Raw genomic sequence first — 1,183 nt, forward strand, 5'->3', positions numbered from 1 at the left:
TAACCCCGGGACATTCGGCGGAGTGTTCTGATCGTTGCGGCTGAAGGGTGCACCATCACATCGTTGGCCTTGCTATCTCACGGTTCCTTCGTGCTTAGGCTGTGTGTGGCCTATAAGACTCGTTTTCCGTCAGCACTGCCCACATGATCCGTACAGTTTTGTTGGCCATGGCTACTATGGCGAGACAAGCGGGTTTGCGTTGGAGTAGGTCCTTGAGCCACGGGTCGGCGCGTTCAGGATGATTGGCCACCTGCCGGACACGCGATGTCATGCCGACCACGATCAACTGACGCAGATACCTGTCGCCCATCTTGGTGATCTTGCCTAATCGTTCTTTGCCCCCGCTCGAGTGGTTTCTCGGTGTGAGCCCCAGCCAGGCAGCAAATTCGCGACCACTGCGGAACTGGTAACCAGAACCAATCGTCGTCGCGACGGCCGAGGCAGTCACCGGCCCAACATCTGGAACGGTCTGCAAGAGCTGTGCTTGTCGGCTAAGGCGGGCCTGGATGCGCATGGTGATCTTGTACCAGCCAAGTCGATTGTGTAGGTCGACAAGTTGGCGGCTGAGAACACGCAGGACATCCTAGGCAAGCTCCGGCAGCCCCACATGGCTTCCTTCGATAACTCCTTTTGCAAAATGAATGGTACGGGCGACACCGCGTGCAATTATGACGCCAAACTCTGCAGCCAGGCTGCGCAGCATATCGATCAACTGGGTGCGTTGGCGGACCACGAAGCCCCATGCGCGGTGCAAGGACAGAGGGGCCTGCCGCTCCTCGGATTTAATCTCGACAAAGCGCATGGTCGGCCGCATCACCGCCTCGCAGATCGCCTCTGCATCCACCGCGTCGGACTTGCTGCGCTTCACATAGGGTTTGACATACATCGGCGGCATCAGCCGAACGGTATGCCCCAGTCTAGACAGTTCGCGCGCCCAATGATGGCGCGACACACAGGTTTCGACGCAAATAAGGTACGGGTCAAGACGCTCGAAGAACGTCAACACCTGAGCCCGGCACAAAGGCCGGTTAAACGCAACTTGCCCGTCATCTGTGACACCGTGCACGTGGAATATGTTCTTGGCTAAATCCGAGCCGACGGCGGTAACTTGCATGGGGTGGCTCCTCTCAATCACAGATTCAGACACCCGCATTACGACGCACTGGACCGGCCGCCATCCACA

The 1,183-nt window shown here is 58.0% G+C and carries 1 pseudogene; it reads right to left on the bottom strand.

The window, feature by feature from the left end:
* Positions 1-94: 94 nt before the first annotated feature.
* Positions 95-1,114 (bottom strand): annotated as a pseudogene (locus tag Q1A75_RS23905) (IS110 family transposase).
* Positions 1,115-1,183: the final 69 nt, after the last annotated feature.

The sequence above is a fragment of the uncultured Tateyamaria sp. genome, assembly GCF_947504105.1.
Lineage (GTDB): Bacteria > Pseudomonadota > Alphaproteobacteria > Rhodobacterales > Rhodobacteraceae > Tateyamaria.